Origin of the sequence: Streptomyces sp. NPDC002463, assembly GCF_042889835.1 — a bacterium.
Taxonomy (GTDB): domain Bacteria; phylum Actinomycetota; class Actinomycetes; order Streptomycetales; family Streptomycetaceae; genus Streptomyces; species Streptomyces nymphaeiformis.
The window spans coordinates 38,242-63,042 of the sequence record NZ_JBIARL010000025.1 but is presented as its reverse complement, the minus strand read 5'-3'; the positions used below and the strand labels follow the sequence as shown (position 1 = coordinate 63,042).

Annotated in this window: 22 protein-coding genes; 8 read left to right on the top strand and 14 right to left on the bottom strand. The window is 71.9% G+C overall.

Annotated features, from left to right (window positions below; genetic code table 11):
- The first annotated feature begins 186 nt into the window (after nucleotides 1-186).
- Nucleotides 187-1,647 carry a N,N-dimethylformamidase beta subunit family domain-containing protein gene (locus tag ACFYX3_RS35635; RefSeq protein WP_389022807.1) on the top strand — a complete coding sequence of 487 codons (1,461 nt, stop codon included), beginning with the start codon at nucleotides 187-189 and terminating at the stop codon, nucleotides 1,645-1,647.
- Here ACFYX3_RS35635 and ACFYX3_RS35630 read toward each other — a convergent pair.
- Together ACFYX3_RS35630 and ACFYX3_RS35625 are read right to left on the bottom strand one after the other, a co-directional pair.
- Complete coding sequence (locus ACFYX3_RS35630) at nucleotides 1,604-2,347, bottom strand: HAD family hydrolase (RefSeq protein WP_389022804.1); 744 nt, start codon at nucleotides 2,345-2,347, stop codon at nucleotides 1,604-1,606. The genes ACFYX3_RS35635 and ACFYX3_RS35630 overlap by 44 nt on opposite strands.
- A gap of 9 nt (nucleotides 2,348-2,356) precedes the next feature.
- Nucleotides 2,357-3,547: a serine/threonine protein kinase gene (locus ACFYX3_RS35625; RefSeq protein ID WP_388774901.1), complete on the bottom strand. Its 1,191-nt coding sequence runs from the start codon at nucleotides 3,545-3,547 to the stop codon at nucleotides 2,357-2,359.
- Nucleotides 3,548-3,858: 311 nt separating this feature from the next.
- Between ACFYX3_RS35625 and ACFYX3_RS35620 the strand changes: the two genes are divergently transcribed.
- From ACFYX3_RS35620 to ACFYX3_RS35605, 4 genes are all read left to right on the top strand, one after another.
- Nucleotides 3,859-5,154, top strand: a complete 1,296-nt coding sequence (locus ACFYX3_RS35620) for an extracellular solute-binding protein (protein ID WP_389022799.1) — start codon at nucleotides 3,859-3,861, stop codon at nucleotides 5,152-5,154.
- The gene (locus ACFYX3_RS35615; RefSeq protein ID WP_389022795.1) at nucleotides 5,144-6,058 is read left to right on the top strand and encodes a carbohydrate ABC transporter permease; all 915 of its coding nucleotides are present in this window, start codon (nucleotides 5,144-5,146) and stop codon (nucleotides 6,056-6,058) included. The genes ACFYX3_RS35620 and ACFYX3_RS35615 overlap by 11 nt, the downstream gene beginning before the upstream one ends.
- Nucleotides 6,055-6,951, top strand: coding sequence for a carbohydrate ABC transporter permease (locus tag ACFYX3_RS35610; protein WP_389022792.1), 897 nt, complete (start codon nucleotides 6,055-6,057; stop codon nucleotides 6,949-6,951). The genes ACFYX3_RS35615 and ACFYX3_RS35610 overlap by 4 nt, the downstream gene beginning before the upstream one ends.
- Before the next feature lie 66 nt (nucleotides 6,952-7,017).
- Complete coding sequence (locus ACFYX3_RS35605; protein ID WP_389022789.1) at nucleotides 7,018-8,115, top strand: radical SAM protein; 1,098 nt, start codon at nucleotides 7,018-7,020, stop codon at nucleotides 8,113-8,115.
- On the opposite strand, the gene ACFYX3_RS35600 is transcribed toward ACFYX3_RS35605, so the two are convergent.
- The 3 genes from ACFYX3_RS35600 to ACFYX3_RS35590 form a co-directional block, all read right to left on the bottom strand.
- On the bottom strand, nucleotides 8,097-9,065 hold the full coding sequence (locus ACFYX3_RS35600) for a mevalonate kinase (RefSeq protein WP_389022786.1): 969 nt from the start codon (nucleotides 9,063-9,065) through the stop codon (nucleotides 8,097-8,099). The two genes, ACFYX3_RS35605 and ACFYX3_RS35600, sit on opposite strands and share 19 nt — an antisense overlap.
- 5 nt (nucleotides 9,066-9,070) lie before the next feature.
- A complete protein-coding gene (locus tag ACFYX3_RS35595) occupies nucleotides 9,071-9,565 on the bottom strand; it encodes an NUDIX domain-containing protein (RefSeq protein WP_389022783.1) in 495 nt (164 codons plus the stop codon).
- A 61-nt stretch (nucleotides 9,566-9,626) separates the two neighbouring features.
- On the bottom strand, nucleotides 9,627-10,718 hold the full coding sequence (locus ACFYX3_RS35590) for an NAD-dependent epimerase/dehydratase family protein (protein ID WP_389022780.1): 1,092 nt from the start codon (nucleotides 10,716-10,718) through the stop codon (nucleotides 9,627-9,629).
- A gap of 218 nt (nucleotides 10,719-10,936) precedes the next feature.
- Between ACFYX3_RS35590 and ACFYX3_RS35585 the strand changes: the two genes are divergently transcribed.
- A complete protein-coding gene (locus ACFYX3_RS35585) occupies nucleotides 10,937-12,574 on the top strand; it encodes a hypothetical protein (protein ID WP_389022777.1) in 1,638 nt (545 codons plus the stop codon).
- A gap of 38 nt (nucleotides 12,575-12,612) precedes the next feature.
- On the opposite strand, the gene ACFYX3_RS35580 is transcribed toward ACFYX3_RS35585, so the two are convergent.
- From ACFYX3_RS35580 to ACFYX3_RS35565, 4 genes are all read right to left on the bottom strand, one after another.
- Nucleotides 12,613-14,031: a sulfatase gene (locus ACFYX3_RS35580; protein ID WP_389022773.1), complete on the bottom strand. Its 1,419-nt coding sequence runs from the start codon at nucleotides 14,029-14,031 to the stop codon at nucleotides 12,613-12,615.
- 126 nt (nucleotides 14,032-14,157) lie between these two features.
- On the bottom strand, nucleotides 14,158-14,250 hold the full coding sequence (locus tag ACFYX3_RS35575) for a putative leader peptide (protein ID WP_376589391.1): 93 nt from the start codon (nucleotides 14,248-14,250) through the stop codon (nucleotides 14,158-14,160).
- A gap of 112 nt (nucleotides 14,251-14,362) precedes the next feature.
- A complete protein-coding gene (locus tag ACFYX3_RS35570; protein ID WP_389022769.1) occupies nucleotides 14,363-16,180 on the bottom strand; it encodes a glycoside hydrolase family 15 protein in 1,818 nt (605 codons plus the stop codon).
- A gap of 128 nt (nucleotides 16,181-16,308) precedes the next feature.
- Nucleotides 16,309-17,091, bottom strand: coding sequence for an SDR family NAD(P)-dependent oxidoreductase (locus tag ACFYX3_RS35565; RefSeq protein ID WP_389022764.1), 783 nt, complete (start codon nucleotides 17,089-17,091; stop codon nucleotides 16,309-16,311).
- Nucleotides 17,092-17,231: 140 nt separating this feature from the next.
- Here ACFYX3_RS35565 and ACFYX3_RS35560 point away from each other — a divergent pair, with 140 nt between their 5' ends.
- Nucleotides 17,232-17,819: a TetR/AcrR family transcriptional regulator gene (locus ACFYX3_RS35560; protein ID WP_389022761.1), complete on the top strand. Its 588-nt coding sequence runs from the start codon at nucleotides 17,232-17,234 to the stop codon at nucleotides 17,817-17,819.
- Nucleotides 17,820-17,838: 19 nt separating this feature from the next.
- Here the strand turns inward: ACFYX3_RS35560 and ACFYX3_RS35555 are convergent, their stop codons facing one another.
- From ACFYX3_RS35555 to ACFYX3_RS35535, 5 genes are all read right to left on the bottom strand, one after another.
- Complete coding sequence (locus ACFYX3_RS35555) at nucleotides 17,839-18,825, bottom strand: TIGR03571 family LLM class oxidoreductase (protein ID WP_389022758.1); 987 nt, start codon at nucleotides 18,823-18,825, stop codon at nucleotides 17,839-17,841.
- Nucleotides 18,826-18,912: 87 nt separating this feature from the next.
- The gene (locus ACFYX3_RS35550; protein ID WP_389022755.1) at nucleotides 18,913-19,743 is read right to left on the bottom strand and encodes an aldo/keto reductase; all 831 of its coding nucleotides are present in this window, start codon (nucleotides 19,741-19,743) and stop codon (nucleotides 18,913-18,915) included.
- A gap of 17 nt (nucleotides 19,744-19,760) precedes the next feature.
- Nucleotides 19,761-20,120 carry a nuclear transport factor 2 family protein gene (locus tag ACFYX3_RS35545; RefSeq protein ID WP_389022752.1) on the bottom strand — a complete coding sequence of 120 codons (360 nt, stop codon included), beginning with the start codon at nucleotides 20,118-20,120 and terminating at the stop codon, nucleotides 19,761-19,763.
- Complete coding sequence (locus ACFYX3_RS35540) at nucleotides 20,117-20,539, bottom strand: heme-binding protein (protein ID WP_389022749.1); 423 nt, start codon at nucleotides 20,537-20,539, stop codon at nucleotides 20,117-20,119. The genes ACFYX3_RS35545 and ACFYX3_RS35540 overlap by 4 nt, the downstream gene beginning before the upstream one ends.
- Nucleotides 20,540-20,579: 40 nt before the next feature.
- The gene (locus tag ACFYX3_RS35535; protein ID WP_389022744.1) at nucleotides 20,580-21,779 is read right to left on the bottom strand and encodes an MFS transporter; all 1,200 of its coding nucleotides are present in this window, start codon (nucleotides 21,777-21,779) and stop codon (nucleotides 20,580-20,582) included.
- 904 nt (nucleotides 21,780-22,683) lie between these two features.
- Between ACFYX3_RS35535 and ACFYX3_RS35530 the strand changes: the two genes are divergently transcribed.
- Nucleotides 22,684-24,417, top strand: coding sequence for a SulP family inorganic anion transporter (locus tag ACFYX3_RS35530; RefSeq protein WP_389022741.1), 1,734 nt, complete (start codon nucleotides 22,684-22,686; stop codon nucleotides 24,415-24,417).
- The last annotated feature ends 384 nt before the right edge of the window (nucleotides 24,418-24,801 follow it).

The window sequence follows — 24,801 nt, the reverse complement described above, 5'->3', positions numbered from 1 at the left end:
GCGAGCCCCTCACCGATCGGTGGACGATCACGTCGTCACTGTCGGATTCCGCCCTACCCCGCCCGGCGTGCCGGAATACGACATCACGTCCGCGTGGCCGAAAAGCGGGTCCGAATGGCCGATTGGAGGCACCGTTGTCGCACGTGTGCACGGCTGCCTAGCATGACCGGCGTGATCGAAGGATATGTGGGACGAGAAAGTGTCACCCTCGGCGGGGAGATGACCTTGCACATCTCCACCGACGCCCCCCGATTCCGCCTCCGCTTCTACCGGCTCGGCGACACCCTGGCCTTCGTCGGAGAATCCGGAGAATTCCCGGGAGGGGTTCATCCGGCCCCCGACCATCCCGACGGATTACCCGGGCGCGCCTCGCCCGCCGACGACTGGGAATGGCCGCCGCTCACCCTTCCCGTACCCGAGGACTGGAACCAGGGAATCCATCTCGTGGAATTCGTGGAGTGCGGGGCACCGGGCGGGAGGGGAAACCCGCCGCTCCTCGACCCGGGGCACCTCGAAGGGTACGCGCGGGAGTTCTTCGTCGTCCGTCCCCGCGTCCCCGGCAGCCGGTCCCGCATCCTCTACAAGAAGTCCACCTTCACCCGGCACGCCTACAACCGCTCCGACCGACCCGGACTCGATCGGGCCGTCAGCCTCTACGACCACCCCGTCCACCGGCCGGGCGGGGCCGGTGAACCCCGAGGTCACAAGGTCAGCCTCCACCGCCCCGGCGGAGTGATCGACCTCGCCTACTGGGACGCCCCCTTCATCGGCTGGCTGGAGCGCCACGGCTACCACGTCGAGTACGCCACCGATCTCGACCTGCACGAGGACCCCGGTCTCCTCGCCTCCTACGACCTCCTCCTCAGCGTCGGCCACGACGAATACTGGAGCGGGCGGATGCGCGCGCACGCGGAGGCCTTCGTCCGCGACGGCGGGAACATCGCGTTCCTCAGCGCGAACACCTGCTGGTGGCGGGTCCACCCGACAGACGGGAACACCGCGTTCGTCTCCGACACCGACCACCACGTCGGCGAGGAATACCCGCACCTGCCCGCCACCGACCAATGGTGGACCCCTTCCCCCGACGGCGTCGGGGATCCCGAGAACTCCCTCACCGGCGTGAGTTTCCGCAACGGGGGAATGTGGGCCGCCGCGGATTGGCCGGGCGACCGCCCCCGTTCCGGATACACCGTGCAGCACGCCGGCCACTGGATCTACGAAGGAACAGGATTACGCGACGGAAGCGACGGAGGAACCCCCGACCGGCTCGGCGCCGGCACGTCCCTGATCGGATACGAGGTCGACGGCGCCGCCTACGCCTACGACGACTCCGGAATCGCCCGAGCCACCGGTGAGGACGGAACCCCGGAATCCTTCCTCATCCTCGGAATTCACGTCCTCGAACCGGTGCACGACGACTTCCACCACTTCAAGTGGGGCCACTGGAACACCGTCGTCCGCGAGGAGACCATCACCAGCCCCCACGCCGCCACCATGGGCCTGTACACGGCACCGGGCCCCACCGGCGGCACCGTCTTCACCGCCGGCACCACCGACTGGCCCGTGGTCTGCGGTCACGAACAGGACCCGGCCGTCGTCCGCGTCACCCGGAACCTCCTCGACCGGCTGCGCCATCGCCTTCGATGAGCTCCCGCAGCCCGGCGATCCGCGCCGCCCCCTCGGGAAGGGGCGGCGCGATCCCGTCGACCGCCCTGTCCGGCCGCCACAGATGGACCGCCCGCATCCCCGCCGCCAGCGGACCGAGCACGTCGGGCACCCACATGTCCCCGACGAACAGCACCCGGTCCGCCGGCAGACCGCACCGGTCGAGCACCGCACGGTAGATCAGCGGATGCGGCTTGCGGGCCCCCGCACGCGCGGAACCCACCACCACGTCGACCGCGTCGCCGAGCCCCACCTCGGCGACGCGGTCCTCCAGGTCCCAGAACCAGTTGGAGCACACCCCGACGAGCAGCCCGCGCCCGCGCAGCGCCGCCAGTGACTCCCGTACGTCCGCGAACAGCGCGAGCCGGAGCGACTTCATCGCCCGGTCGAGCTCCTCGACGAGGCCGTCGAGCGCCTCCTCCGGCACGCCGCAGGACCGCGCCCGGCACCGCAGCCGGTCGCGCTCCCACGTCACGTACGCCGTCTCGTCGGCCGAGTGCGCCGCGTGCTCCTCGCCCTCGGCGGGTCCCACCGACCACTGGTCGCCCCACAGCTCGCCCTCGGCCGCCAGACCCCGGCGCGCGAAGACGCCCCGGTGGTCCGGCGGCAGCGGCTCCACCATGCGGACCAGCGTCCCGTAGAAGTCGAGGACGACCGCGCCGATCCCGGCCGGCACCACCACAGGACCCTCCTAGAACCGGCCGTACCTGCGCGGGAAGTAGTCCTCCAGGCCGCCGTCCCGCTCGATGTCGACGGTCGCGCAGTGCAGCCCGCCGCCGAACGGCCCCACCGCACGGAACGGCACCGGCACGATCTCGAAGCCGTACGAGGAGAGCTGCTCCGCGAGCCGCACCTCGTTCTCCTCGACGCACAGCGTGTTCGCGTCGAGGTTCAGCATGTTCCCGGCGAGCCACGGGCTGCAGAACGACAGCTTCGGCGGATGGTCCCAGCTCGCCGGCTGCACCGCCTCGACGATCTCCCAGTCGTTCAGCTTGAAGAACTCCATCAGCTCCGCGTCCGCGAGCCGCTCCCCGCAGTGCAGCACCAGGCCCGGACGCAGCGGCACCCACGTGGCGTCGATGTGCAGCGGATGGGTGTTCGTCGAGGTCACCGCGTGCACCCGGTGGTCGGGGAAGTGGCGCCGCAGCCAGTCGTATCCGCTCCGGTTCGTCACGAACGACAGCTGCACGAACAGGTCCTTGCCGAACCGCGCCACGTCCGCCGCGTCGAACAGCGGCTCCGCCTCGGTGAGCACCAGGTCGTAGTCACGGACCCTGGCCAGCTGCACGTCGGTCGGCAGCTCGTTGTACGTGTCCCAGAACCCCGTCTTGTACGAGGCGTCCGTGAGCCTCGGCTTCGGCGCGGCCTCCCAGCGCATCCGCGGGTCGGCGTCGAAGAGGTCCTGGAGCACCGGCCGGTAGCAGAGGTACTCGAACCAGCGGCTGCGGTACGACATGGTCGCTTCGAGGACCTCGTTGCCGACGGTGAGCAGCAGGTCCCGGGGCGGCATGCAGCCGAACATCGACTCGTGCGTCCACTCCGGCGTGGACACCTCCTTCGTGAAGTCGACCGGCGTCGGCCGGTCCACCCGGATGCCGCGCCGCCGCAGCATGTCCGCGAAGTCGTCGAGCTGCTGGTCGGCCTCGGCCACCATGTCCGCCGGCATAGGGCCGTACGTCCCCAGCGGGAAGCCGTCGTCGGGATAGTCCCGGCGCACCGCGTGCTCGGGCGCCTGCACCACCGTGCCCTCGGCCCGGCCGACGATCACATGCCGCAGCGGGTCCCAGCCGTTCCACGCGTTGACCCGCACGGGACGCTCGGAGGCGCCGGGGGAGTCGGGAGCGGAGCCGTCCTGAGCGGGGGTCGTCCTCTGCTCGGTCACGTACAAACCCTTCGATGGGGGACGTGGAGTGCCGCAGGGGACAAACTGCGGGCAGTGGGCCGTCACCGTCAAGAGCCACTCGGCTACCCGCCGTGCCGTTCGCGCCAGCGTGGCCTGAGGACGGCTCCGCCGCTGCCGCCCGCTCCGACAACGGCGCAGCGCAGCAGGGGAGGACTCGGCCCTTCGGGGGACGCGCACCGCCGTCTTCCGGCCGAAACTCCGTGCCGCGGCGAAGACCCGTGATCGGCGGGGTAGGGAGAGACCGTCGCCGAAGCCCCGTACATCCCGACGCGTTCCCCACGGAGGAATCCATGACACCGCGCCTGACCCGCCGTTCCATGGTCCTGGGAGCCGTCCTGCTCACGGTGGCGGGCTGCGGCTCGGGCGGGAGCGACGCGCCGGGCGAACAGGCGGAGGGCGGCGGCACGCTGACGGTGTGGCTGATGGTGGACGCCCGCGAGAGCTGGCCGGAGCTGGTCGCCTCCGCGAACAGCCGGTTCACGAAGGCGCACCCCGGGGTGAAGGTCGACGTCCAGTACCAGCAGTGGACGACGAAGAACCAGAAGCTCGACGCCGTCCTCGCCGGGCGGAACGTGCCCGACGTCGTCGAGATGGGCAACAGCGAGACCACCAACTACATCGTCAACGGCGCCTTCGCGCCGCTCGACCCGAAGACCTTCGACCGGTCCGGGCAGTGGCTGCCCGCCCTCGCCGACGCCTGCCGCTCCGAGGGCCGGACGTACTGCGTGCCGTACTACGCGGGAGCCCGCGTCGGCGTCTACCGCACCGACTACTTCAAGAGCACCGGCATCACGGGAGCCCCGCGCACCTACCCCGAGCTGATCTCCGCGCTCGACCGGCTCAAGGCCCGGTACGGGGCCAAGGACCCCTCCTTCTCCGCCCTCTACCTGCCCGGCCGCTACTGGTCCGCCGCCATGGGCTTCGTCAAGGACGCCGGCGGCGAGATGGCGGTCGAGAAGAACGGCCGCTGGCAGGGCGCCCTCTCCTCGCCGAAGTCCGTCGCCGGGCTCACCACCTGGAAGAAGCTCATGGACGACTACTACGTCGGCGACCGTGCGAAGGACAACGGCGACCAGCCGGCCGTCATCGGACAGGGCAAGGTCGGCGTCTTCTACGGCAACACCTGGGAGGCGCAGGCCGCCGCCGACGCCAAGTCCGGCGGCGATCCCCGCCTCAAGGACAAGTTCGCCACCTTCGCCTTCCCCGGGCCTTCCGGCGAGCTGCTCCCGCCGTTCCTCGGCGGATCCACCCTGGCCGTCCCCGCCAAGTCGACCCGCCAGGAGCTCGCGGCCGACTGGATCCGGATCTTCACCGACCGGGAGTCCCAGCGGCAGCTCGTCGCCGCCAACACCCTGCCCAACAACACCGTCCAGCTCGCCGACGTCGCCGCCGGCGGCATCAACGGACCGGCCGCGCAGGCCGCCGCCCGCGGCTGGGTCACCCCCCTCGCCCCCGGCTGGACCTCGGTGGAGAAGTCCAACGTCCTGCCCGAGATGCTGGAGCGCATCGCCACCGGCAAGGCGTCCGTCGAGGACGCGACCCGAGAAGCGGACCGCAGGATCGACGCCGTGATCAATGAGCGCTGAACCGGCCGGCCGCCGCCCGCGGCCCCTCCTGCCCTACCTCCTGATCGCCCCGTCCCTGCTCGCCCTCCTCGTCGTCCTCGGCTATCCGCTCGTCGACATGGTGACCCTGGCCTTCCAGGACATGACCCGCAAGGAGCTGTTCAGCGGCACGGCACCCCCCTGGGCCGGGCTCGGGCAGTTCCGGACGATCCTCGGCGACGGGTTCTTCTGGACGGTCGTCGCCCGCACGGCCCTGTTCACCGGCGTCTGCGTGACCCTCACCATGGGCTGCGGCCTGCTCGTCGCCCTGCTGATGCGACGCACCTCGCCCTGGGTGAGGGCGGCCATCGCGGGAGTGCTCGTCGCCGTCTGGGCCATGCCGGTGATGGTCGCGGCAGCCGTCTTCCGCTGGCTCTTCGACGCCGACTACGGGCTCGTGAACTGGCTGCTCTCGACCCTGCCCGGCATCGACCTCGCCCGGCACAACTGGTTCACCGACCCCTGGGAGGGCTTCGCCGTCATCACCGCCGTCGTCGTCTGGGGCGCCCTCCCGTTCGCCGCCGTCAGCCTGCACGCGGCGCTCACCCAGATCCCGCCCGAGCTGGAGGAGGCCGCCCTCATCGACGGCGCCCGGCCCTCGCAGGTCTTCCGGTACGTCACCTTCCCCGCCGTGAAACCCGTCTTCGTGATGGTCACCACCCTCATGGCGATCTGGGACTTCGGCGTCTTCAACCAGATCTGGCTGATGCGTGGCGGACAGCCCGAGCGCGAGTACTACCTGCTCGGCGTCTACTCGTTCATCGAGTCGTTCGCCGTCAACCGCTACAGCACCGGAGCCGCGATCGCCCTGGTCACCGTCGTCCTGCTGCTCGCCGGTGCCGTGCTCTACCTGCGGCAGATGCTGAGGCTGGGGGAGACCGAATGAACACCCCTGGCAGGCGTACGAGCGGGGCCCGCCGACCGAGCCCCCCTGCCGGGCGTACGAGCGGGGGCCGGCGCCGAGGGCAGCGCCGCCGCTACGACGTCCTCGGGATCCTCGTCGCCGCCGCCATCGGCTTCCCCGTCTACTGGATGGTCCTCACCGCGTTCCGGCCGGCGACCGAGATCCTCAGCCTGCCCCCCGAGTTCTGGCCGAGCCACCCCACCCTGGCCAACTTCGACCGCGCCCTGAGCACCGAGACCTTCTGGGCCAACGTCCGCTCCAGCGCCGTCATCGGCCTGGGCACCGTCCTGGTCTCCCTCCTCGTCGGCACGCTCGCCGCGTTCGCCCTCGCCCGCTTCCGCTTCGCCGGGCGCAAGGCCTTCGTCGTCGTCATCCTCACCGTGCAGATGATCCCGCTCGCCGCCCTCGTCATCCCCGTCTACCTGCTCCTCAACGACGCGGGCATGACCGACAGCCTCGGCGGCGTGATCGTCGTCTACCTCGTCTTCACGCTGCCGTTCACCGTGTGGATGCTGCACGGCTTCATCGCGGCGATCCCCGTCGAGCTCGAAGAGGCGGCGATGGTCGACGGCTGCGGCCGGCTCGGCGCCTTCGTCCGCATCGTCCTGCCCCTGCTCGCCCCCGGGCTCGTCGCCACCTCCGTCTTCGCGATGGTGCAGGCGTGGAACGAGTACGTCCTCGTCTACGTCCTGCTCTTCACCCCCGAGAAGCAGACCCTCAGCATCTGGCTGGTCTCCTTCCAGACCAGCTTCGGAACCGACTACGGCGGCCTGATGGCAGGTGCCACGCTCACCGCCCTGCCCGTCGTCGTGTTCTTCCTGGCCGTCCACCGCAAGATCGCCGCGGGGCTCGCCACCGGCGCCGTCAAGGGCTGAAGGACGCCCGGCCGGCACCGGCACGACCCGCCACGGCAACCGTTCACCACTTTTGAGGAGAGCCCTGTGACGCACGACCGTCTCGACCTCGTCTCCAAGCTCTACCAGCCCTCGGGCTGGCCCCGGATCCTGGAGGCCGCCTCCGGCTCGCCCTCCGGCGCCCCGCTCGTGGTGGACCTCGACCCCACCACCTTCTGCGACCTCGCCTGCCCCGAATGCATCAGCGGAAAGCTCCTCAACCAGGGCCGGTTCACCCCCGAACGGCTCGCCGCCCTCGCCGAGGAGCTCGTCGCCCTCTCCGTACGGGCCGTCGTCCTCATCGGCGGCGGGGAACCCCTCGCCCATCGCGGCACACGCCGGGTCTTACGCATCCTCGGCGAGGCGGGCCTGGCCGTCGGAGTCGTCACCAACGGCACGATGATCAGGCAGAACCTCACCGAGCTCGCGCAGTACGCCTCCTGGGTCCGCGTCTCCGTCGACGCCGGCACCGCCGAGACGTACGGCAGGTTCCGCCCCGACCGCAAGGGCCGCAGCGTCTTCGACAAGGTCATCGGGAACATGCGGCTGCTCGCCGCCGAGAAGAAGGGAGCCCTCGGCTACTCCTTCCTCGTGATGTCGAGGCAGGAACCCGACGGCACCACCGTCACCAACCACCACGAGGTGCTGCGGGCCGCCGAGCTCGCCCACGACATCGGCTGCGACTACTTCGAGACCAAGGCGATGTTCGACGACGACCACCACATCGTGCAGGTCCCCCGCACGATGCTGGACTCCGTCGACCGGCAGCTCGCCGAGGCCGCCCGCCTGGAGAGCGACCGCTTCCAGCTGGTCAACTCCTCCACCCTCACCTCCCTGCGCGGCCACGTCGGGCCCGTCCAGCCCAAGGCGTACGACCGCTGCCGCGTCGCCGAACTCCGCACCCTCATCACCCCCTCCGGGGTGTACGTGTGCGCCTACCACCGGGGCAACCCGCTCGCCCGCATCGGCGACGCCGTCACCGACGACCTCGCCACCATCTGGCAGAAGTCCGACCGGGGGATCGTCGACCCCAGCCGGGACTGCCGGTTCCACTGCGCGCGCCATCGCTCCAACCTGGAACTGGAGCGCATCGCCGAAGGAAACGGCGAGCCCCCGCTCACCGAGGACTACGACCCCTTCCTCTGACCTCCCGCCACCGGCACCGGCTCCCCTCGCCCGCCCGGCGCCGCCGCCGTGGGAATGACCCTGGCCGCCGGATGGGAGACGCCCAGGTCCCGAGAGAGCCGCGCCACCGTCGCCGTCACCTCCGCCGTCGGGCAGACGCCGACCAGCGCACCGCCTCCGCCGGCCCCGCTGAGCTTCAGCGGCAGACCGGCGGAGCGCAGCGCGGCCTCCCGCAGCTCCTCCAGGAGCGGCGTCGACATCCGCTGGTGGTCCCGCATCGCCGCGTGCGCGTCGGACATCGCCGCCCCGAGCGCCGCCAGGTCCCGGCCCCGCAGCGCCTCCCACACCCGCCCCGAGGCCTCGTCGGCCGCGGCCCGGTAGGCGGCGAGCGCCGGGTCCCCGGCCGCGAGCTGCGCCCGCACGTCCCGGATGTGGTGTCCGGTGTCCTTGCGCGTACCGGAATCCACCACGATCACCCGCCACTCCTCGGGGAACTCGAGCCGGTCGCGCACCACGGGCAGCCCCTGTTCCCGGCCGTCGAGGAGCAGCGCCCCTCCCTCCACCACCGCCAGATGGTCCATGCCGCCGCCGTGGAACACGGCGAACTCGAACTCGTACGCCCACCGTGTCAGCGTGGCGTCGGAGACGCGCCGCCCACGGACCGAGGCGTCCGCGAACGCCCGGAACAGCGCCACGATCCGCGCCGTCGACGACGACAGACCGCTCGCCGCCGGGGCCTCGCTGTGCACCGTGACGGCCGGCGGGCGGGCGGCCAGGCCGGGCAGCCGCCCGCGCAGGAACGCCCACACCTCCTGGCCCCAGCCGCCTTCCTCGGGAGCGGTTCCCGTGCCGACCTCCACGGTCGTCATCAGGCCGAGCGCCAGGCTCACCGAGCGGCCCCCGCCGAGCCAGTCCAGGTCCTCGCCGGACAGACAGGCCCGGCAGGGCACCACCGCGCGTATCGGATCCATGGAATTCACCTTGCCTGGAACCTTCCCTCCGTCAGGAACCTCTCGAACAGGGACAGCACCACCGCCGTCGGCGGGTGCAGCGGCTCGGGCGGCGCGTCGAGCGGCAGGAACCGCGCCTGCCGCACCTCGTCCGCACCCGGGGCGAGCGTGCCGGACCAGCGGCGGGCGACGAAGCACAGCGCGAAGCAGTGCGTCACGTCCCCGTTCGGGTACGTCACGGTGTGCAGCCCCGGATCGGACAGCGACGCGAACGCCTCCAGGTCCTCCCGCGACACCCGCAGCCCGGTCTCCTCCAGGAGCTCCCGCACGGCGGCGTCGGCGAAGTCGCCGTCCTCCTCGCAGGACCCGGCCGGAAGCTCCCACACGCCCGTGTCCACACGCTGCTGGAAGAGCCCGCGGCCCTCCCCGTCGAGCAGCAGCACCTGCGCCCCGGGCACGAGGAGCTTGCGGGAGCCGACCCGCTGCCGCAACGACCAGATGTAGGAACCCGCGTAACCCATCGCGTACGTCTCGCTCTCGCCGCCGTGACCCGGCCCCGCGGGGCCCTGGAGCCGCAGCGTGTCACGCGCCCGGCGTCTCCTCGGTGAGCCAGCGCGGCATGGCGTCCGGCGTGGCGAGCAGCCACCGCACGTACCGCTCGACGCCCTCCTCGACCGGGATGCGGGCCTGCCAGCGCAACAGGTCGCGGGAGCGCTCGGTGGAGGCGTACCCCCCGAGCGGGTCGCCCTCGGGGCGGGGGGTGACGATCCGCCGCGCGCCCGGGAAGTACGGGGCGATCAGATCGGCCACCTCGCGCACCGACGTCGGCCGGCCGGTGCCGATGTTGACCGTCTGCTCGGCCATCTGCTCCTCCGTCAGCGCGAGCGCGGTCGCCTCGGCGATGTCGTCGACGTGGACCAGGTCGCGGACCTGGACCCCGCCGCCGTTGAGCCGCATCGGTCGGCCGATGCGGGCCTGGAGCGAGAGCCAGGGCACCATCCACGAGTGGCTGCCCGGCTTGGGGATCTGCGGCTCGCCGTACACGGAGAAGTAGCGCACCACCGCGTACTCCGTCCCGCTGGACGCGCCGAGCATCAGCCGGGTCTGGTGCTCCGCCCACAGCTTGCAGTTGGCGTACACGGACATCGGGAAGAGCGGCTGGTCCTCGTGGAAGACCTGCGGTCCCTCGACGTCGGGCAGCCCGTCCCCGTACACGGAGGCGGAGGAGACGAGCACGAGCCGCCGGACCGGGAACCGGGCCGTCTGTTCCAGGACGACCTGGGTGCCCTCGACGTTGGCGCGGAACGCGATGTCGGGGCGCCGGGTGCAGGCGGCGACGTCCGCGTACGCGGCGGCGTGGACCACGAAGTCCGCGTCGCGGACCAGCGCCCCGACGGTGTCCCGGTCGCGGACGTCGCCGACGACGAGCCGGGCGCCGCTGCGGGCCACCCCGAAGGTCTCGTGACCGGACTCGGGATAGGCGTCCATCCGGTCGAGGACGGTGACGACCGCACCCGCGTCCTGCAGCAGTGCGACCAGCCTGCTGCCGACGAGGCCGCCGCCACCGGTCACGACGACGCGCGCGTCGCGGAGCTTGTCGAGGCGCGAGCGGACGGTCTCCTCGGCCGTCTTGCCGGCGGCGGCGCGGGCGGTCGAGTGGGGTAACACGGGCATGGAAGCCTCTTTCCGCTGTCGGGGGAGAGACACGCGCTTCGTGACGGGCCCCGGCGTGCCGGTCTCAGCATTCCCGGGCCCCTCGCCCGCCTGCCAGAGGGCCATTTCGGCACCCTTGCGGGCCCCCGGTACCGCCCGTACTGTCCGGAACCGGCTGGCGGACACGGGTTTCACGGAGGCCCGGCGCGGTCCGGGCCGAACCGGAGCGAGGAGGACGTATGGCGCGTCAACGGCTCAGCGCGGTGGTCATGACCCATCCCAGACGCCGTGAGGCGGCCGAGAAGCTGGCCCTGAGCGCCCCGTCCGGCCGTCTGCGGGTCGTCATGGATCCCGATCCCACCGGCACCCCGTCGGTGCTGCGCACCGCGCTCGCCGCGTGGTCGGCCGTCGAGGACGGGGCCACGCATCAACTGGTGATCCAGGACGACATGGTGTTGTCCGAATCCTTCTTCGACCGGGTCCGCTCCGCCGTCGAGGCGCGGCCCGACGCCGCACTGGCCCTGTTCGCCCTCTGGGACTCCAGGAACGGCGCCGCCGTCCGCATGGGCGCCATGGCCGGCGCCCGCTGGGTCGGTGCCGTCAACGAGTACTTCCCGTGCGTGGCGATCGTGCTGCCCAGGCGGCACGCGGAGGGCTTCGCGGCCTACGGCAGGCAGCGGCTCGGCGGCTGGCCCGACGACATCCTGATGCACCGCTACCTGCGCGACCAGGACGTGCCCCGCTTCGTCGCCGTACCCAATCTCACCGAGCACGAGGACCGCGGATCGATCTCCGGGAACGCCTTCCGCGGGCCGCGCCGCTCGGTCTGCTTCCTGCCCAAGGACGAATCGGGCCAGGAGGACCGGATCCTCACCGGCCTGACCGTGCTGCCGTTCTTCAAGTACGGCGTCGCGCAGTGCGCCGTCCGGATCCCCGGCCCCGGCCCGGAGCGGTGGCTGCACCTGGACACCGAGCAGTACCTCGAAGGCGCCGGACTGCCGGCCTCGTCACTCCGCCCGCCCGGTGCGGGAACGGCCGAGGCGGACGTGAAGGGGACCTGGCTGACGGCCCTTGCCATGGGCTTCGAGGCGGCCCGCAGCGGGATTGCCGCACCGGCCACGGAGGCGTACGAGGAGGCCCTGGCGACGATCGGCCCCGGCGGCATCAGCAACAACGCCACCGAGGAACACATCGCCCGACGCCGCGAGCCACTCGCCGAGGTGGCGGGACGGGCACTCGAAGCCGGCCGGGAGGCCGCCGCCGAGCTTCGCCCCCGTCCGCGCAGGAGGAGCGGCCTCGTGTGGCAGGGCGCCGCGAACCCGCTCGGCGAGCATCTCGCGCGCAGACTGGCCGACCGACGGGTGCGAGCGGACGCCGTGATCGACCTCACCCGTCTCCGGTCGGTGCGACCGCACCTGACGGTCCATCCGCACGGCGACCCGCACCCGTACACGCTGAGCCTCGGCGAGGTCTACGGTCCCGGCTGCTCGCCCCGCACCCCGATCGGCCGCATGGTGTGGGACGCGCTGCGCAGCCGGCCCGTCACCGTCGAGGGCGACCCGGACGCCGAGGTGCACGTCGTGTACGTCCACGACCTCGCCGACGCGATCGCCGCGGTGCTGCGCACCCGCCCGGAGGGCCGCGCGCTCACGGTCGCGCCGCGGGAACCGTGCACGGCGGGCGAACTCGCCCAGTCCGTGCACGAGTCCGTGCGCCCCGTCCCCATCCGGACGGCACCCCAGGCCGAACCGGGCTGGCACACCCCGCCCGACCACGCGCGGCCCGCCGCCTGGACACCCGCGACGAGCCGGGCACGCGGACTGCACGCCTTCGCCCAGTGGCTCGCGTACGAGGGAATCCTGCTCGAACCGAACTGATCACACGCCGCGACGGGCGGCGGCGTACCGGGCGGGGCTCAGTAGCGCAGGAGCCCCGCGTCGATCCGCTCCCACGCGGCCCGCAGTTCGGCGAGCCGCGCCTGCTCGAACGGCGCCCGGTCCGCCTGCTCGCGGGAGTCCGCGGACAGGTGGAAGAGCTGGTCGCGACCGGACTTGCCCCGGTAGTACTTCCAGTCGCCGCGGCGCAGCGCCCGCTCGCCCCGCACCCGCCAGAACAGGTCCCGCTCCGGCACCTCGGCGCCGCGCAGCAGATGCCCGGCGAGGCTGGTGCCGTCGAGGGGGTACGCGGGGTGGGGGCGGGCGCCGGCCAGCTCGAGCAGGGTCGCCGTCCAGTCGGGCGTGAACACCGGCAGGTCGCTGACCTGGCCGCCGTCGATCCGGGCGGGCCAGCGCAGGATCGAGGGGACGCGGATGCCGCCCTCCTGGAGCGAGCCCTTGTTCCCGGCGAGCGGCCAGTTGTACGAGAAGCGCTCGCCGCCGTTGTCGCTGGCGAAGAAGACGAGGGTGTCCTGCTCCTGGCCGGAGCGCTTCAGCGCCGCGAGGACCTGCCCGATCGAGCGGTCGAGATCCTCGACCATCTCCTTGTACTTCTCGACCGAGCCGCCGTCCTGGTGCCAGAGGGCGGAGCGGTCGCCGGCCTTGATGCGGCGGACGATCTCGGCGCTCTCCTCAGTGTCGCCGTCGGCGATCCAGGGCCAGTGCGGGGTGGTGAAGTTGAGGTTGAGCAGCCAGGGCCTGTCGTGGTCGCGGCCGACGTACTCGCTCGCCCGCTCGGTGATGATCCGGGTGTAGTAGCGGAGGTCCTTGTACTCGGCGTCGCCCTCGTAGAGGTCGTACTCGCCGCCCAGACCGAGCTTGGAGTAGTACTCCAGGGCGCCGCCGAAGTTGCCGAAGAACTCGTCCCAGCCGGAGCGGGTGGGGGAGTAGTCGGGCAGGTAGCCGCAGTGCCACTTGCCGATGAGGGCGGTGGCGTAGCCGGAGTCCCGGAGCAGCGAGGCGAGCGTGGGATGGGTGGGCTCCAGGCCGGCGGACCTGTCGGCGATAGGCTCGGCGAGCCCGCCCTTCGTACGGCCCGGGTAGCGGCCCGTGTAGAGGCTGAAGCGGGTGGGGGAGCAGGTCGCGGAGCCGGAGTAGGCGTCGGTGAAGCGGATGCCCTGCCGGGCGAGGCGGTCCAGGTGCGGGGTGCGGATGTGCGGGGAGCCGTAGGAGGAGAGGTCGGCCCAGCCGAGGTCGTCGCCCAGGATGAAGAGGATGTTGGGCCGGCGGGAGTGGCGGCGCGGCTGCGCGGCGCGGAACGGACGCTCCTGCGGGTCGGTCACGGGGGCCGCCTGAGCGGTGGCCGCTTGCGCGGCGGTCGCGGTGGCGCCGAGCGCGGCCGCGGCGGCGGCACCGGCGGCGACCCCTCCGAGGGCGCGGCGGGACAGGGGCGTGGACATACGGGTCTCCAGAAAGGGCGTGCGGACGTGCGGGCATGCCTCCGGGGCCCGGTGGGCGGGGGACGGCGCCGCGGGCGGGGTGTGCGGAGGAAGTGGGGGTGCGGCCGGGTGAGCGGAAGAGGGCCGTCAGGAGCAGCGACAGACAGCGCTCGCGACACGGACGAGGTCCACGTGCCGGCGCTGGACGAGGGTGACCGAGCGGTCACGCGGGGGCTGCATGGGGCAGGAGTCTGGTGGAGCCGGGCAGGGGCGTCAACGGCGTTCTGGCAGGTCGACGCGCGTAGTTCGCATGATCGAAACGGTGCGTACGTGTTCGGGCCGGGCGTCGGGGTCAGGCGTCCAGCGCCGCGTCCAGGGTCAGCGCGGCCGTGATGAGCGCGAGGTGGGTGAAGGCCTGCGGGAAGTTGCCGAGCTGTTCGCCGGTCGGGCCGATCTCCTCGGAGAAAAGCCCGACGTGGTTGGCGTAGGTGAGCATCTTGTCGAAGGCGTACCGCGCCTGTTCGAGGCGGCCGGCCCGCGCGAGCGCGTCCACGTACAGGAAACTGCACAGCGAGAACGTGCCTTCGGAGCCGCGCAGGCCGTCGGGGGACGCGGCCGGGTCGTAGCGGTAGACCAGGCTGTCGGAGACGAGTTCGGCGTCCATCGCGTCGAGGGTGGACAGCCAGCGCGGATCGCGCGGCGCGATGAAGCGGGTGATCGGCATCATCAGGAGGGAGGCGTCCAGTACGTCGCTGCCGTAGTGCTGGACGAAGGCCTGCCGCTCGGCGGACCAGCCGTGTTCCATCACCTGGTGCAGCACGGCGTCGCGGGCCGCGGTCCAGCGGGGCAGGTCGGCGGGGCGGCCGAACTCGCGGGCCATCCGCACCGCGCGGTCGAAGGCGACCCAGCACATCAGACGGCTGTAGGTGAAGTCCTTGCGGCCGCCGCGGGTCTCCCAGATCCCCTCGTCGGGGCGGTCCCAGTGCTCGCACAGCCAGTCCACCGTGGCGGCGAAGCGCATCCAGCCGTCGTAGCCGGCCTGCTGCGTCAGCTCGCCGGCATGCGCGAAGGCGTAGACGGCCTCGCCGTAGATGTCCAGCTGGAGCTGGTCGGCGGCGCCGTTTCCGGCCCGGACCGGGGCCGAGCCGCGCCAGCCCTCCAGATGGTCCAGCATCTCCTCCCGCAGGTGCGGGTCGCCGTCCACCCGGTACATGATCTGCAGCGGTTCGCCGCTGACCGTGCCCCCCGCCTGCCACCGGGCGCCGAGCCAGCGGCGGAAGGCGTCCGCCTCCTCGGCGAAGCCCAGGTCGACCATCGCGCGCACGGACAGGGAGGCGTCCCGGACCCAGGTGTAGCGGTAGTCCCAGTTGCGTTCCCCGCCGACCTGCTCGGGCAGACCCATGGTGGCGGCGGCCACCGGCGCGCCGGACGGGGCGTACGTGAGCAGCTTGAGCGTGATCGCCGAGCGGTTGACCTGCTGCTGCCAGCGGCCGCGGTAGCGGCAGCGGCCGATCCAGTCGTGCCAGAAGAAGCGGACCGCGTCGAAAGCGGCCTGCAGGCTCGTCGCGTCGGCCGGCTCGGGAGGCTCGGCGCCCGGCGCGTCCAGGGTGAGTACGGCCGCGGCGCGCTGACCGGAGGTCAGTTCCACTTCGGCGCGGGCGTCCTGGCCGTCGCGCTCCAGCGGGACGCCGCCGAGCACCTGGAGGTGCGCGGTGGCCGACGCGCCGGCGAAACGCGCGCTCGCGCCGTCGAGGAGCAGCTCGTGCGGCTCCCGGCCGTAGTCGAAGCGCGGCCGGCACTCGACCTTGAAGCGGACGGTGCCGCGGACCACGCGCATCACCCGGACCAGGGTGTGCCGGTCGGTGGGGACGGTCGGGTCGGCGGGCAGGGGCATGAAGTCGCCCACCTCGCCGACCCCGTCGGGAGTGTGGAAGCGGGTCAGGAGTACCGCGCTGTCGGCCAGGTACAGCTGACGCACCGTCGTGCCCGGCGTGTCCACGGTGATCGAGAAGTGCCCGCCGCGCTCGTGGTCGAGGAGCCGGCCGAAGACGCTCGGCGAGTCGAAGCGGGGCGAGCAGAACCAGTCCACGACACCCTCGGCGGACACCAGCGCACACGTCTGCAGATCTCCGACGAGACCGTGGTCGGCGATCGGCGGGTAGTGATGCATGGGCGGCGTCCTCGTGGGCTGGGGCCTGTCTGACGGTCCTCCGCTCCACCCTCGGGCCGTAGGGCGTCCGGGGCCACCGGGGCTGGGCCGAACGCCGGAGGCCCGCCGGGCCGGGGACACCGCGATGTCTACGCGGTCTTGACCGCTCCGCCGTCGATCAGGTGGTCGGTTCCGGTGGTCGCGGAGGCGAGCGGCGAGGCGAGGTAGGTGACCAGGGACGCGACCTCGTCGGCCTCGATCAGCCGGTCGATGAGCATGCCCGTCGCCGTGGGCAGCCCGGCCAGGAGGTCGGCGTGCGGGACGCCCAGGGCCTTGGCGAGCTCGGCGCCGTAGCCGGTCGGGCTCTCCCACAGGTCGGTGCGGACCGGGCCCGGCGAGACCGTGTTCACCCGCACGCCCCGCGGGCCGACCTCCTCCGCCAGCGCCTTGCCGAACGCCGTGAGCGCGGCCTTGGCGGTGGTGTAGGCGATGGGGCCGCCGTGCGGGACGCGGGCGCCGATCGACGACACGTTGACGATCGCGCCGCGCGCGGTCAGCAGGGCGGGCAGGGCGGCGCGGGTGACGCGGACGGTGGCGAGGAGGTTCAGGTCCATGACCTGCGCCCACTGCTCGTCGGTGACGTCGGCGAATCCGCCGTTCAGGCCGCCGTCGCCGCCGCCGACGTTGTTGACCAGGATGTCGATGCCGCCCAGCTCGGCCGCGGCCTCCGTGACCAGCCGCCCGGCCGCGGCGGGGGAGGAGAGGTCCACGGTCACCGGTATCGCGCCGGCCGCCTCAAGCTCCGGGGCGGAGGTACGGGAGGCGGCGACGACGAGCACGCCTTCGGCGATAAGGGAGCGGGCGACGGCCAGTCCGATACCCCGGCTGGCACCTGTGACGAGAGCGGTCTTGCCGTTCAACTGCAGGTCCATGTGTTCCTCCGCGAAACGAGGCGCGTCATTTCCGATGCGAGGAATCTAGAACATGCATCACAAGTGTTGCAAGTTATGGGGGAGTTGCCGCGCCGTCGTAACCTCATGAGGTGATCGCCCCACCGGAAGGACCCGCCCCCATGGCGCTGCCCCCCTCCACGAAGCCGCTGCGCGCCGACACCGAGCGGACCGTGCGCGCGATCCTCGAAGCCGCCGAGCGGGTGCTGTCCGCGAACCCGGCGGCCACGATGGAGCAGATCGCCGAGGCCGCCGGGGTCGCGCGGACCACCGTGCACCGGCGGTTCGCCTCACGGGAGGCGCTCATCGGCGCACTGTCCGCGTGGGCGGCGCAGCGGTTCCACGAAGCCGTCGAAGCCGCCCGGCCCGAGACCACCCCGCCCGACGTCGCGCTCTACCAGGTCACCGCGAACGTGCTCCGGGTGAAGATCGGCTGGGGCTTCGCCATGGGCGCCCTGCCCACCGACGCCCCCGAGGTCGCGAGCGTGCACGCCGACGTCCTGGCCCGGTGCGAGCGGCTCTTCGCCCGCCTCCGCGACACCGGCGTGCTCCCGCCCGACGCCGATCTGGACTGGGCGCGCCGCGTCTACTACGCCCTCATCCACGAAGCCGCCACCCACGCCCCGGACACCGACGCCGCCATGGACGCCCTCGCCACCCGCGTCGTCGACACCCTGCTGCACGGCATCGGCACGCGGACCACGACCTGACCGCTTCTTCAGCCGTTGCTCACGGCGTCGGGAAGTGGGGCAGGACGTCCTCGGCGAGCTCCCGCAGCACCTCCTCCACAGGACGGTCGTTCGGCCGGAGGTTGAAGGAGACATGGGCGACGCCCAGCGCGGCCGTCTGCTCCAGGTGGTCGCGCAGCGCCTTGCTGCCCGTGCTCAGGCCCAGCCGGATGGGACGCGGCGCGGCGTCCGGATCCTCCCGGAGGTCGAGGACCATCGGCGTGAGGTACGGCTTGCCGCCGTCCCCCGTGAGCTCCCGCCACGCGCGCGTCCGCAGTCGCAGCGCGCCCAGGTCGCGCGGGTAGTTGAGGGAGGCGTCGGCGTGCTCGGCGATCCACGCGGGCCTCTGCTGCGCACCGCCCGCGACGGCGACGGGAATCCCGGCCGCGTGGACGGGCTTGGGCAGGACCTCCAGCTGACGGTCGGCACCGAGCCCGGCCCCGGGCAGTTCCAGCGGGCCGGTGCGCCAGGCCGCGCGCAGCGTCTCGACACCCTCGCGGAACGCCGTACCTCGCGCCTCGAAGTCCCGCCCGAACAGCGGGTACTCGACGGGCCGGTCGCCGCTCGCGAGGCCGAGCAGCATGCGGCCGCCCGACAGGACGTCGACGGTGGCCGCGGCCTTGGCGACGAGCAGGGGGTCGCGCAGGGGCAGCACGATCGCGGCGGTGCCGAGGACGGCGTTCTCCGTGACGGCCGCCAGGTGGCCGAGGTGCGTGAAGGTCTCGAAGACCGACCCGGCGTCGCCGAACCGGACGGGGTCGTACAGAGGCACGTCCCGCAGCCACAGGGCGGCGAAGCCGAGCCGGTCGGCGAGTCGCGCGAGCCGCGTGTGCTCGGTGAGGTCGGGGACGCCGAACGGTCGGCCGGCCTCGCGGTCGGCGCGTACCCGGGACTGGCCCCAGTCGTTGTCGAGGGGCAGTTCGAGGCCGAGGGTGAGCCGCCCGTCGCCGGGGGCCAGGCGGGCGAGGGTGGGGTGGAGGGATGCCACGACGTCTTGTCCTTCCGGGCGGACGACGGGAGCCCCGTCCCGGCGGCCGGATGGCCTGCCGGGGACGGAGCTCACACGGGAATGGGGTCAGTTCAGTTCGTCGGGGTGCGGGCCGGTCCGCAGGTCGCGGTCGAGCGAGGCCACGGCCCGCATCTCCTCGTCCGTGAGGGCGAAGTCGAAGACCTCGAAGTTCTCGCGGATCCGGGCGGGGGTGACGGACTTGGGGATGACGACGTTGCCCAGCTGCAGGTGCCAGCGGATGACGACCTGCGCGGGGGACTTGCCGTACCGGGCGGCGATGGCCGCGATGGCGGGGTCGCCGAGGACGGCGCCCTGGGCGAGCGGGCTCCACGCCTCGGTGGCGATGCCGTGCTCGGCGTGGAAGGCGCGCAGCTCGCCCTGCTGCAGGCCGGGGTGCAGCTCGACCTGGTTGACCGCCGGGATCAGCTCCGTACCGTCCATGAGCCGGCGGAGGTGTCCGGGCTGGAAGTTCGAGACGCCGGCGGCGCGGATGCGCCCTTCCTCGGCGAGACGCTCCAGGGCGCGCCAGGAGTCCCGGTACAGGTCGCGGGCGGGCGCCGGCCAGTGGATCAGATAGAGGTCGACGTGGTCGAGGCCGAGCTTGGCGAGGCCGGCGTCGAAGGCGCGCAGGGTGGCGTCGTACCCCTGGTCGGCGTTCCACAGCTTGGTGGTGACGAACAGCTCCTCGCGGGGCAGCCCCGAGGCGGCCAGCGCACGGCCGACGCCCGTCTCGTTGCCGTAGATGGCGGCGGTGTCGATGCTGCGGTAGCCGGTCTCCAGGGCGGCGGTGACGGCGGCGGTGGTCTCGTCGTCGGGGACCTGGAAGACGCCGAAGCCGAGCTGGGGGATCTCGACGCCGTTGTTCAGCTTGACGGTGGGGATGGCGGAGGGGGCCATGGTGTGCGGTTGCTCCTTCACTTGGTGCGTGCGGTGAGGGTGTAGCGGACGGTCTGGGCGCTGATGAGCCCGTCGCGGAAGACGAAGGTGTCGACGCCGTCGGTCACCTGGTGGGTGGCGCCGGTGGCCGTCCACTCCAGGAAGAGGACGTCGCCCGCGAACTGCGGAGTGAGCTGCCAGTCGGCGTCGGGCAGGTCGGTCAGGAGCCGGCCGATGCCCTCCTTCACGCCCTCGCGTCCGGTCAGGACGCCGTCGGGGGTGATGAAGACCGCGTCCTCCGTGTAGTTCCGGCTGATCAGGTCGAGGTCGCCGGAGCCGAGGCGGTTGCCGTGGTCGGCGAAGACCTCCTGGGGCGCACGGGCGCTGATGTCGGTCATCGGGAGAGCTCCTCGAGCGCGGTGGCGGCGAAGCCGTGGTCCTGCTCGGGCGCGCCGCCGCCCACGCCGATGGCGCCGATCAGCCGGCCGTCGCGGTGGACCGGGATGCCGCCGGCGATGAACAGCAGCGGCCGGTCGAGCGCGGTGGGCAGAGAGTGGAACGGGCCGTCGGGCTTGACGAGGTCGACCAGGTCGGCGGTCGGGGCGTCGAGCTGGAGCGCGGTGTACGCCTTGCGGGTGCTGGTCTCGCCCGAGATCAGGACCGCGCGGTCGTCCCGGCGGAAGGCCAGCAGGTGCCCGCCCGCGTCCAGGACGGTGACGCTGACGGTGGCCCCGGCGGCCTCGGCGGCGCGGCGGGCGGCGGAGATCAGGGTCTCGGCGTCGGTGGTGCTCAGCGGGGTGACGGCGGCGGTGCTCATGGCGCTTCTCCTTGAAGTGATGGGGAGGGGGAGTGGGGGTTCAGTGGTGTACGGGGGCCGGGACCGGAGCGCCGGCGGTGGACGCCTCGACCGCGGGGATACGGCGCTCCAGGGTCGCGGACCAGAAGGCGAGGCCCAGGGCGGCGGCGGCGAGGACGGCGCCGACCCAGTTCGGGGCGGTGTAGCCGAGGCCGGCGGCGATGACGAGGCCGCCGAGCCAGGCGGCGAGCGCGTTGCCGAGGTTGAAGGCGCCGATGTTGACGGCGGACGCCAGGGTCGGTGCGCCGTGGGCCTGGTCGAGGACGCGCTTCTGCAGCGGGGGCACCGTGGCGAAGCCGAGCGCTCCGACGAGGAGGATGGCGATCGCGGCGAGGATCTTGTTGTGGGCGGCCACGGTGAACAGGGCGAGGACGACCGCGAGACCGCCGAGGGCCGCGTACAGCATGGGCATCAGTGCGCGGTCGGCGAACCGGCCGCCGAGCAGGTTGCCCAGGAACATGCCGACGCCGAAGAGAACCAGGAGCCAGGTGACGGCGCCCTCGGAGTAGCCCGCGACCTCGGTCATCATCGGCGCGATGTAGGTGATCGCGGCGAAGACGCCGCCGAAGCCGAGCACGGTCATGGCCATGGCGAGCAGGACCTGCGGGTTCCGGAAGGCGGACAGCTCGCCACGCAGGCGGGTGCCTTCGGGGCGGGGCATGGCGGGCACGAGCTTGGCGATGCCGAGGAGCCCGACCACACCGAGCGCGGAGACGATGGCGAAGGTGATGCGCCATCCGACCGTCTGCCCGATGAAGGTGCCGAGCGGAACGCCGACGATGTTGGCGACGGTCAGACCGGTGAACATGGTGGCGATGGCGCCGGCCTTCTTGTCCGGCGCGACCAGCTCGGCGGCCACGACCGACCCGATGCCGAAGAACGAGCCGTGGGCGAGCGAGGCGACGATGCGGCCGGTCAGCATCAGCCCGAAGTTCGGGGCGACGGCGGAGAGCAGGTTGCCGAGCACGAACAGGCCCATCAGCAGCATGAGCATGCGCTTGCGGCTCACCTTGTTGCCGAGGACGGTCAGCAGGGGCGCGCCGATGACGACGCCGAGGGCGTAGCCGGTGACCAGCAGGCCGGCGGTGGGGATGGTGACGCCGTACTCGGCGGCGATGTCGGGCAGCAGGCCCATGATGACGAATTCCGTCGTGCCGATGCCGAAGGCGCCGACAGCCAGGGCGAGGAGTGCGAGCGGCATGGCTCAACCCTTCCGTAATTGCTTGAGCGAGCTCTTTGCGTGCCTTCACAATAGTTGCGTACGCGCCATATCTGCAAACGCGGATAGTCCGTGCGCTCGGGATGGAGGTGGCCGCAGGTGAAGTCGGTCAGGGGTGACGCGGGCTGCTCGGCACTACCGAGGGCGGAGGGTGTGGTCGTCTGTGCCCTCGCTGTGTGCCGGCCAGTGCTGGGGTATCAGCGCGCTGCGCCGCACTGCTTCCTGCGTGCGCACGTGCTGACCCCGGTCGATCTCGACTTCCATGCCACGAGGGCGGCTTGTTGCGGTCGTCGCTCTCGACGTGCTCGCACGCAGCAGTGGAAGGGCCTCGCCGACCTGCGGTTCTGTCACTTCCCAGGGCTTCGTGATGGCGCCGTTCTGCGCGATCGACTCTTCCCGGTCATCGCTGGTTTTTGAGGATGCTCCGTTGATGGCAGTCCCCTGGAGCGTGTCAGCGGCTACGCACCGCGCCGGAAAGGGGTGAGATCAAGACCCGTTCGGGCGATGCCCTTGCTCGTCGAGCATCACATCAGCAGTTTTTTCGTCGGTTGGTGGTACACGCGCTACACCCAGCTGAGCTGCAAGAAGGTCAACCGTTGTGCCGAACGGTGAGGTGCTGGTCCGTGAATGGACCGGATCTTGGTGCGGCGGGCCGCTCAGCGATCGAGCCCCAGAGGTTCGTGGCACCTCCTCGACACCGCCCCTCGAACGCGATGTGTCGGAGCACGTGGCTATTGAACGCTTCAGCCGTCCGGCCCGGACCTGGGCGAGCGGGCGCAGTGGTGGTCACGCCCGGAGGCAGTGGGCGGCGGCGTGGTGGGACCTCCGGTTCTCGCGGCCGTGACAGAGTCCGTGAGATCTTGAAGCGGCGGGAGAGAGGAGCCTCATGTCGCAGCACCCCCGACCCAGCGATCCGGGGTGGCGCCGTTTGGTACCGGGAGCGCCTGGAATCGCTGCCCTCGCCCGCTACAGGCGCTCCTGGCTGCGCGGCGACCTGCTGGCGGGTGTGACCGTCGTGGCGTATCTCGTGCCGCAGGTCATGGCATACGCGACCGTGGCGGGGCTGCAGCCCATCGCCGGGCTGTGGGCGATTCTGCCCGCACTGGGGCTGTACGCGCTGCTCGGCTCGTCGCGGCTGCTGTCGGTCGGGCCGGAGTCGACGACCGCGTTGATGACCGCGACCGTCGTCGCGCCACTCGCAGCCGGGGACCCTGGGCGGTATGCCGTATTGGCGGCCGCGCTGGCGGTCGCGGTCGGGCTGCTGTGCCTGGTGGCGTGGGCAGCCAGGCTCGGCTTCGTCGCCGATCTCCTCTCGCGGCCGGTCCTGGTCGGCTATCTCGCGGGTGTGGCGCTGATCATGATCGTGGATCAGCTGCCGAAGATGACGGGCGTGAGCACCACCGGGTCAGGCTTCTTTCCGCAACTGGTGTCCTTCGCACAGAGCCTGTCCGAGGCCCAGCCCGCCACCGTCGCCGTCGCTGTCACCGCCCTCGTTCTCCTCTTCGCCCTTCCGCTCGTCCTGCGTGCGGTGCCTGGGCCGCTGGTGGTGGTCGGGCTCGGAACCGTGGCAGTGGCGGCGTTCGGCCTGGACGATCACGGCATCGCCGTGATCGGAGCGGTGCCGGCGGGGCTGCCCCATCCGGCTCTGCCGGACGTCGACGAGCTGTCCCGGCTGATGGTTCCGGCGCTCGGCATCCTCCTCGTGGGCTACACCGATGTGATCCTCACCGCGCGTGCCTTCGCCGCCGGCGACGAGGTCGGGCGCCTGGACGCCAACCAGGAGTTGCTGGCCCTCGGCGCCGCGAACCTCGGCGCGGGCGTCCTGAGCGGGTTCCCGGTGAGCAGTAGTGCCAGCCGCACTGCGCTGGCGGACTCCACCGGCGCGCGAAGCCAGGTGTACTCGCTGACCGCAGGCGTGGCCGTTCTCGCTGTCCTGCTGTTCGTCAGCCCGTTGCTGAGTCTCACCCCGGTCGCCGTGTTGGGCGCCCTCGTCATCTACGCCGCCGTCAAGATGATCGACCTGGCAGGCTTCCGGCGGCTGGCCTCTTTCCGCCGCAGGGAACTCCTGCTGGCCGTCGGCTGCCTGTGCGGCGTGCTGTCCCTGGACATTCTGTACGGGGTGCTGGTGGCGGTCGGTCTGTCGGTGGCCGAACTTCTGACGCGGGTGGCGCGCCCACACGATGCCGTCCAGGGGCTGGTGCCCGGCGTGGCCGGCATGCACGACGTCGACGACTATCCGGAGGCCCGTACGATTCCTGGGCTGGTTGTCTATCGATACGACTCGCCGCTGTTCTTCGCCAACGCGGAGAACTTCCGGCGCCGTGCACTCGCCGCCGTCGCGGAGCAGTCCGGGCCCGTCCACTGGTTCGTGCTCAATGCCGAGGCCAATGTGGAGGTGGACATCACCGCGCTGGACTCCGTCGATGAGCTGCGTCGCGAACTGTCCGGGCGCGGCATCGTGTTCGCGTTGGCGCGTGTGAAGCAGGACCTGCTCGACGATCTCGATGCCTACGGACTGGCCGAGTCGGTCGGTGCCGATCTGATCTTCCCCACACTGCCCACGGCGGTGGCTGCGTACCGGGACTGGTGCCGCGCCCGCGAGGACGGTTCTCCTGAGTAGGAGTAACCGCCGTTCAGCCAGCCACTGCGCAGCGCAGTGGGGCTCGCGGGGCCTTCCTCTGCCAGCCATAGCCGGCAGAACCCGCCTCACTCGGGCCGCAGCTGGCGAACCCGGGCGCTCCATGCGCGCCGACGCCGCTCGTTCTCGTGTACGAGCCTTGCCGGTTTCTGCGAGGAGGTCCGCCGCCCGGTCGAGCAGCCCGGACGCCGAGGAGAGATGGGAAGACGCGTTCCGCTCGGACCCGAAGCCGGCACCGCAGCGCCGTCGGAGAGCAGGTGACTCGGCCCAGCGAATCAAGGGCACGATGCAGCAGCCCTGCGGCCGTGGCCGGCGATTTCTACGACTGCCAGTCATCAACCGCTCGCCGGCCTGGTCCGCGAGGGG

What these genes read in the sequence shown, in the direction of transcription:
- ACFYX3_RS35620 (WP_389022799.1), top strand. Translation starts at nt 3,859, where the DNA reads ATGACACCGCGCCTGACCCGCCGTTCCATGGTCCTGGGAGCCGTCCTG.
- ACFYX3_RS35615 (WP_389022795.1), top strand. Translation starts at nt 5,144, where the DNA reads ATGAGCGCTGAACCGGCCGGCCGCCGCCCGCGGCCCCTCCTGCCCTAC.
- ACFYX3_RS35610 (WP_389022792.1), top strand. Translation starts at nt 6,055, where the DNA reads ATGAACACCCCTGGCAGGCGTACGAGCGGGGCCCGCCGACCGAGCCCC.
- ACFYX3_RS35600 (WP_389022786.1), bottom strand. Translation starts at nt 9,065, where the DNA reads ATGGATCCGATACGCGCGGTGGTGCCCTGCCGGGCCTGTCTGTCCGGC.
- ACFYX3_RS35595 (WP_389022783.1), bottom strand. Translation starts at nt 9,565, where the DNA reads ATGGGTTACGCGGGTTCCTACATCTGGTCGTTGCGGCAGCGGGTCGGC.
- ACFYX3_RS35590 (WP_389022780.1), bottom strand. Translation starts at nt 10,718, where the DNA reads ATGCCCGTGTTACCCCACTCGACCGCCCGCGCCGCCGCCGGCAAGACG.
- ACFYX3_RS35585 (WP_389022777.1), top strand. Translation starts at nt 10,937, where the DNA reads ATGGCGCGTCAACGGCTCAGCGCGGTGGTCATGACCCATCCCAGACGC.
- ACFYX3_RS35580 (WP_389022773.1), bottom strand. Translation starts at nt 14,031, where the DNA reads ATGTCCACGCCCCTGTCCCGCCGCGCCCTCGGAGGGGTCGCCGCCGGT.
- ACFYX3_RS35575 (WP_376589391.1), bottom strand. Translation starts at nt 14,250, where the DNA reads ATGCAGCCCCCGCGTGACCGCTCGGTCACCCTCGTCCAGCGCCGGCAC.
- ACFYX3_RS35570 (WP_389022769.1), bottom strand. Translation starts at nt 16,180, where the DNA reads ATGCATCACTACCCGCCGATCGCCGACCACGGTCTCGTCGGAGATCTG.
- ACFYX3_RS35565 (WP_389022764.1), bottom strand. Translation starts at nt 17,091, where the DNA reads ATGGACCTGCAGTTGAACGGCAAGACCGCTCTCGTCACAGGTGCCAGC.
- ACFYX3_RS35560 (WP_389022761.1), top strand. Translation starts at nt 17,232, where the DNA reads ATGGCGCTGCCCCCCTCCACGAAGCCGCTGCGCGCCGACACCGAGCGG.
- ACFYX3_RS35550 (WP_389022755.1), bottom strand. Translation starts at nt 19,743, where the DNA reads ATGGCCCCCTCCGCCATCCCCACCGTCAAGCTGAACAACGGCGTCGAG.
- ACFYX3_RS35545 (WP_389022752.1), bottom strand. Translation starts at nt 20,120, where the DNA reads ATGACCGACATCAGCGCCCGTGCGCCCCAGGAGGTCTTCGCCGACCAC.
- ACFYX3_RS35540 (WP_389022749.1), bottom strand. Translation starts at nt 20,539, where the DNA reads ATGAGCACCGCCGCCGTCACCCCGCTGAGCACCACCGACGCCGAGACC.
- ACFYX3_RS35535 (WP_389022744.1), bottom strand. Translation starts at nt 21,779, where the DNA reads ATGCCGCTCGCACTCCTCGCCCTGGCTGTCGGCGCCTTCGGCATCGGC.
- ACFYX3_RS35530 (WP_389022741.1), top strand. Translation starts at nt 22,684, where the DNA reads ATGTCGCAGCACCCCCGACCCAGCGATCCGGGGTGGCGCCGTTTGGTA.